The sequence below is a fragment of the Sagittula salina genome, from assembly GCF_017813235.1.
In the GTDB taxonomy this organism is placed as follows: domain Bacteria; phylum Pseudomonadota; class Alphaproteobacteria; order Rhodobacterales; family Rhodobacteraceae; genus Sagittula; species Sagittula salina.
In genome coordinates this window covers 1-5,997 of the sequence record NZ_JAGISH010000031.1, presented here as the reverse complement: position 1 = coordinate 5,997, position 5,997 = coordinate 1, and the positions used below count along the sequence as shown (strand labels likewise).

Here is a 5,997-nt window from a genome sequence, read left to right as displayed (position 1 = left end):
AAGGCGTAACACCGGATCAGCGCGGTCAACAGGTCTGGAGAATATCGGACCGTAGAGAACGCTTTGGGCCCTCTTCGCACCGGGGCCGGTCAACAGCCCATCCCGCATAACCTTTGAATATAACGGACAAATCCGGCTGCGGAGAACGCTTTCGCAAGGGCAAGTGGCGGAGACGAAGAGATTCGTATTTGCCGCGAAATGCCTCAAAAACTCCAAGTTTTTATGGGTTATTGGCGAATTGACCCACTCGGACCGCAGCAAAATTGTGGAGCAAAATGTGGAGCATCCCTTGATCACCGGGGGCGCTCCCAATACCAGTTGATTACTGACAGAACGGACAGGCGGATGGCAGGCATAACGAAGCGGAACGGGACCTGGCATCTGCGGATGCGCGTGCCCCGGCGGTATGACGGGGTGGAGGTTCGGGCGGAGATCCATCGCAGCCTGCGCACCGACAGCGAGCGGGAGGCGCGGGCGCGCCTGCCGGCGGCGGAAGCGGCGGTGCTGGCCGAGCTCGACGCGCGGCTGGCGATGGGTCAGTCGCAGCAGCCGGGCGATGTCTTCTCGGCTGCGGTTGCCCTGGCGGCGACCCGCGGTGTTACCTATCGCCAAGCCGACGATCTCGCGTCCGGGCCGCTCGAAGAAATCCTCGCGCGGCTCGACATGCTGAAGCCCTCCGACACCCCGCAGATGGCGCGGGCTTTGCTCGGTGGTGTCGAGGCGCCGCAGCTGATGCTGTCGGGGCTCGTCGAGGAAGTCGAACGGATCTGTGCCCACGACAACCGCTACAAAAGCGAGACGCAGATGCGCCTCTGGCGCAATCCCCGGACCCGCGCGGTGACGAACCTCATGGCCGCTCTCGGCGGTGATCGACCGGTCCTCGCGCTGGAGGCCGGGGATGCGCGGCGGCACAAGGCGTGGTGGCAGAAGCGGATCGAGAGGGAGGGCCAGAAGGCGGAGACCGCGAAGAAGGATTTTTCGAACATGTCGTCGATGCTGGCGCATTACTACGACAGCCTCGACATGGCCGAGCCGCCGCGTCCCTATCTCGGCGTGACCATCCGGGATCGGCACGCGGTCAAGAGCCGGAAGCCTGAGATACCTGTGGATTGGATTACGGAGAAGTGGTTCGCGCCCGCGGCCTTCGACGATCTCAACGACGAGGCCCGTGATATCCTGCTGATCTCCATCGAGACGGGCTGTCGCCAGGCGGAGATCCACGACCTTCCCTCCGACGCCATCGTGCTGGATGCGGTGATCCCTCACCTGCGGATCGCCTTCGAGGACGGCGAGGAGAAGCGCGAGATCAAGAACACCTCCTCGGTGCGCCTCGTGCCGCTCGTCGGCGTGGCGCTGGCGGCCGCGCGGCGGCACCCCAACGGCTTCCCGCGATATCGCTACAAGCGCAGCTACTCGGCGCTCATCAACGGCTACCTGCGCGGCCATGACCTGATGCCCTCGCCGAAGCACACGGCCGGTGGGACGCGGCATACCTGGGAAAGCCGGCTGAAGGTTGCCGGGATTGCCTCGGATGATCGGGGAGAGATGATGGGCCACAGCGTGGCCTCGGCACGGAACCGAGAGCTCTATGGCGACGAAATGCCCTTGGAGCGGAAGCTGGAGTTGGCGCGGGCGGTGGCGCTGCAGGTGCCGTGGCATTTGGCATGATCAAGCACATGGCAAGTAATATGTATGGGCGCTGCAAGGTCTGCAATGCGGACGAAGCGGACACTATTCGATCCACTTATCGCGCCCTTGAACGCATTGACTTAGAGAACTCCCCGCATGACAAAGTAAATGGGGTCAAGTTCTTGGTGCGTTTGGCCCCATATTGTTAGTGTCAATCGGTTCCGAATTTCGGAGCCCATCAAGAGAAGCTTTTATGGCATATATTGCGAAGAGTGATCATTTCAAAAACTGGAAGTTGCGCGAAGATGCCGTGGAGTTCGAGTACTATGGCCACGGCGCAAATGGAATGCTCTTCTTATCACGCCAAAACAGTAGGATTCGAAAAGTGCCATTTGGTGGCGGCTACCGTCCCACCGAACAGCTAGTTCAAATTGCCAAAGATGAGTTGCAGGCCGTGAAGCTTGCGGCAAACAGCTGTTGGACACGCAAATACATACCTTTACCGGTTAAGGAAACGCCGAATGGTCGCGTCTATAATGAAGCAAACACAGACATCTCAGATGAACTTTTCTTAACAAGTCTATCCTTTGAGATGTCTTTCATTCAAATTTCCGGCGCAACCGAAATGAAATTTGGTAGCGCAAACTCACACAGTTGCAAACTTATCGTCAAGAAATTTGGGAGAATCGGGATAACGTATCTTGTGGATGCGACCGTGTGGGAGGAACCCGATGGAAAAATTCAAAAAATAGTGGACTTTGGAATAGACCCAAAGGTTCATGATCCGAAATAGAAATTGCCGCAATGGCGGCTTTGCACCTCCATCTCGGCCATGCGCCCGAAACGAGTTACGGCCTATCCTACAAGATGCCGCGCTGTCCACCAGTGTCGCAAACGGGTTCTTACCAGTCATTCGCCCCGGACGCCAATTAGTGCCTCAAGGGGGCAAACCAATGATCAAGCCGCCTTGCGCGCCGCCGTTTCGGCGATCTGCCGGGCGCGGGCGAGGACATTCTCACGGGCGGTCAGCTGGGCCAGTTCGGCCTCGAGGCGGGTAAAGAGCGGAAGCGCCCACATCTCGCCGCCTGCCAGAAGGGTCGCCAGCTTGTCGCGAGCTTCGGTCACGCGCGCGATCTCCTGCTGATGCGCCGTCGCCGCCCCCGATGCCTGCCCACGCCAGGCGGGACCGGCGGAACCGGGGCCTTGCGATGGGAGGGTGGCGAGGGTGGCGTGCATTGGATCGTCTCGATGGGGAGGTCAGGGCTGTGTGGTTTGCCGCCCTCCGATCGCGGAGGGCGGGAGGATCATGCGATGATCAGGCGGCGTCGGACGCGCCACCGTCCATCTGGCGTTCGCGCTCGCGTTCCGCGGCCTCCTCGGCCTTGAGACGCTCGATCTCGGCGAGCCGCTTCTCGACGATGGCGTCGACCTTCCCGGGGCGGAGCGGGTGCGAGGCGATGCGCTTGCGGTTGGCCTTCGTGGCCGCCACTTCGAGGCCGGCGAAGACCTCGACAATGACGGACATGTCTGCCTCTTCGATCCAGGCGGTGAAGTGCTCGCCGATGGCCTTGCGGCGGGCCGCCTCGAGGCGCTCCTCGGCCTTGGCATCCTTGTCGATGGCCTTTTCCAGGGCCGCGATCGCCCGCTGTTTCGCGGTCAGCTTGGGACGGTCTCCGCCGCTTGCGCGGCCATCGGCGGGGGCGTGGAAACGGGTGGTGCCGGGCTGGGTTTTCATGGTCGGTATCTTCCTCTTGGGACTGTGTCTGGTCATGTCCGCCGAGGTCTCTGCCGCCGCGGACGGAAGAATAGTCCGACCGATTTTTTTGAGCAGTAGCGTTTTTCGCGAAGTTTTTTCGGCGCCGCACCTCAAGCCTCTGAATTCACAAGAAACAAATCCGAAAATTTCAGTCATGGACGCTTGTCATCTTCGCTTTTCGCGGGGGTTCTGCGGCCCGTATCGCGGCCGGTCAGAGCCATGATACGCGCAGTGAGAGAGACCCGGATCTTGGCGATGGTGTGACGCTCGGCGTCGGGGAAACGAGACACGATCTCGACGATGGTCTCGTCCGCGGATTGGATCTCGGCCGTGTCGCGAGCGACGGCTGTTTTCGCCTCATCGCGGGCCTGTTGGCGCAAGCGCGCCAACGCCTTCGAGAACACATGCAGCGCGCGGACCCGGCCAGCGGAAGACAGGGCCATCCGCGCCCTCAGCTTCGACAGGAGACCGGGCTTGGCATCCGGTGTCTCGACGAGCGCGGGCGTCCCGTCCCTGTCCTCGATGTCGAAGGCGCCTGCCGCCAACCCCTGGCCGACAGCCAGCACCGCATCGGCTTCCTGTTCCTTCGCCACGGCGGCGTCCTCGCGCGCGCCAATGGCGCGTTCCCGGCCCGTGACCGCCTCTTGCTTCTGCTCGAGCGCCACTTCCTCGGTGGCCATGGCCTCTGCACGCCTATCGAGATCCGCGATGGTCTCGACGATCCTGGCGTCCTCGGCCTTGCGCCAGTCGGCCGTCCGCACATGCTGCCGGTAGGCTGGCGGGTCCTCCCCGGCCTGCCGCGCCTTGCGCACGGCTTCGGCCCGGCGCTCTCCCCGCACGAGACCCAGGGGCGCGAAATGCGCGCCGACGCTGTCCTGCGCCGCCTCGTAATCCTTGATCAGATCGTGCTTGGACGGCTGGAGCATCCAGCGCTTCGTGCCGTTCAGCTCCACCTGAACCTTCGGCACGATGACCGCGTGAATGTGGACGGCCTGCTCGTCGAGATCGGCCCGCGCATGCACGACATCCTCGCCGAAGTTCTCCAGCAGCCAGTCCCGAGCCGCATCCTCGAAGGCCTGGGCCCGGGCCTCGCGGGCGGCAGGGGTGGGGAGAGCGTCGAACCAGTCGCGGTTGGCCGTCAGGATCACCTCCCGCAGCGGACCGTGGCGGGTTGCCCGCCAAGGGTCGCGCGGGCCTTCGGCCATGCGCTCCTTGAGTTGCTTTTTTCGCCGCCGCCGCGTGAGCGTTTCGATCTCGTCCGCGAAGTTCTCGGCCTTCATGTCCTCGATCATCGCGGTCGTCTGAGCTGCCCAATCCGCCTCACCGATCACGGACCGGTTCAGGTGGGAGCGGGAGGAATTTACATGGCCGAGATCGCCACCGTTGCGGGTGCGATGCTTCTCATAGCCACCAAGATCGGCAGGGAACAAACCCTGGAAACGACAGACGACGGCGAACTTTGGGCTGGGCTGGTGGACCACGGGGAACATCTCCGGAAGGACAGGAGACGGGGAGATGTTGCTGACCCAGGCGATCCGGAAATCGCGGTTCCTTCACCGGTGCGTTGCGGGGTGTGACAGGCCCTCTACTCACTAACCAGCCTGCGCAGTCGTCGCGCTGCGCGCGCCTTTGTGCACAGGCTGTCGTTCGCCAGGGGAGACCCCTGTCCTCGCTACAGCGATCTCGGAGATCCACGACGGGATCAAGGCCGGGACCTTCGAGGAGAAGGTCGCCATCCCGCAGGAGCGCCTGATCGGCTGCGCCAAGGCGTTCGACACCCACCGGCGTCTCACGCCGGAGGCAGAGGCGCTCCAAGCTGCCCTCCCGCTGCTCGAGGAGCTGTGTCGTGCCGTGCGGACGGCCATCGACTTCGCTGAAGCGGTGAAACTGAGCTTGCGGATGCTCGACCACAAATGATCCGACGGCGCCCGCGTGGGCGCCGTTCCTTGAGGGGCCGCATGGTCCCGGCGCCGGGACTGGATCCCCCGGCATTCGGCGCGCCGGTGATGATCAACACTCCTTCGCTGCTACGAAGCTGCCGGCGCGCCACCAACTTCACAGGAGAAGCCGATGAAATACTGCACCCGCGCCCATGTCTGGCTGCGGCGAAACCTCGTGCGCGTCGCGATTGTCGTGCTGTTGATCGTCCACGGCGCTCTGCTGATCTGTCCGGGCCCGTAGGTCAGGCGGGGTGCACGCTTCTTGGCCCATCGGGATGCGCGGGAAGACCTCGCTACCAACGAAATACCGGTGCGGGTGCAGGAGAATGTGGAGCAAAAAGTGGAGCAAATTTTTGGGGGAATGATCGCGCTATGCAACCAAACGCCTTATTTTGCGGGCCTTGCGCCGCGCGCAGGGGGCAAAAAGTGGCGGAGACGAAGGGATTCGAACCCTCGAGACGGTTTCCCGCCTACTCCCTTAGCAGGGGAGCGCCTTCGACCGCTCGGCCACGTCTCCGCCGACCCGTTTAGAGGGGCATGACCCGAGAAACAAGGCGAAAATCACATTTTTCTGGAAGCCTTGAAAAATGCCTGATCCAAGTGTTTTGCGTGTCAAATGGAGCGTTTCAGCATGGGTGGTTGGCAATATTCTGTCAACGAGGAGGTGGTGCG

At 62.5% G+C, this 5,997-nt stretch carries 8 protein-coding genes and 1 tRNA gene; 4 read left to right on the top strand and 5 right to left on the bottom strand.

Annotated elements, in window-relative coordinates:
• Positions 1 to 345: 345 nt before the first annotated feature.
• Both J5474_RS22395 and J5474_RS22390 read left to right on the top strand, forming a co-directional pair.
• The gene (locus J5474_RS22395) at positions 346 to 1,668 is read left to right on the top strand and encodes a DUF6538 domain-containing protein (protein WP_209364214.1); all 1,323 of its coding nucleotides are present in this window, start codon (positions 346 to 348) and stop codon (positions 1,666 to 1,668) included.
• 214 nt (positions 1,669 to 1,882) lie between these two features.
• Positions 1,883 to 2,422, top strand: a complete 540-nt coding sequence (locus J5474_RS22390) for a hypothetical protein (RefSeq protein WP_209364212.1) — start codon at positions 1,883 to 1,885, stop codon at positions 2,420 to 2,422.
• Between the two features lie 164 nt (positions 2,423 to 2,586).
• Here the strand turns inward: J5474_RS22390 and J5474_RS22385 are convergent, their stop codons facing one another.
• The 3 genes from J5474_RS22385 to J5474_RS22375 form a co-directional block, all read right to left on the bottom strand.
• Positions 2,587 to 2,865, bottom strand: a complete 279-nt coding sequence (locus tag J5474_RS22385) for a hypothetical protein (protein WP_209364210.1) — start codon at positions 2,863 to 2,865, stop codon at positions 2,587 to 2,589.
• 79 nt (positions 2,866 to 2,944) lie between these two features.
• Positions 2,945 to 3,364, bottom strand: a complete 420-nt coding sequence (locus J5474_RS22380; protein WP_209364208.1) for a hypothetical protein — start codon at positions 3,362 to 3,364, stop codon at positions 2,945 to 2,947.
• A 173-nt stretch (positions 3,365 to 3,537) separates the two neighbouring features.
• Entirely contained in the window at positions 3,538 to 4,677 is a 1,140-nt protein-coding gene (locus J5474_RS22375; RefSeq protein WP_209364207.1) for a plasmid recombination protein, read from the bottom strand.
• 72 nt (positions 4,678 to 4,749) lie between these two features.
• Between J5474_RS22375 and J5474_RS22370 the strand changes: the two genes are divergently transcribed.
• Positions 4,750 to 4,962 (top strand): hypothetical protein, encoded by a 213-nt coding sequence (locus J5474_RS22370; protein ID WP_209364206.1) that lies wholly within the window; start codon positions 4,750 to 4,752, stop codon positions 4,960 to 4,962.
• Positions 4,963 to 5,014: 52 nt separating this feature from the next.
• Positions 5,015 to 5,302 (top strand): hypothetical protein, encoded by a 288-nt coding sequence (locus J5474_RS22365; RefSeq protein ID WP_209364205.1) that lies wholly within the window; start codon positions 5,015 to 5,017, stop codon positions 5,300 to 5,302.
• Positions 5,303 to 5,752: 450 nt separating this feature from the next.
• Here the strand turns inward: J5474_RS22365 and J5474_RS22360 are convergent.
• Positions 5,753 to 5,842 (bottom strand) — tRNA-Ser (locus J5474_RS22360).
• A partial coding sequence (locus tag J5474_RS22355) for a hypothetical protein (RefSeq protein ID WP_209364204.1) occupies positions 5,804 to 5,997 on the bottom strand: 194 nt, incomplete at its 5' end. The genes J5474_RS22360 and J5474_RS22355, both read right to left, overlap by 39 nt.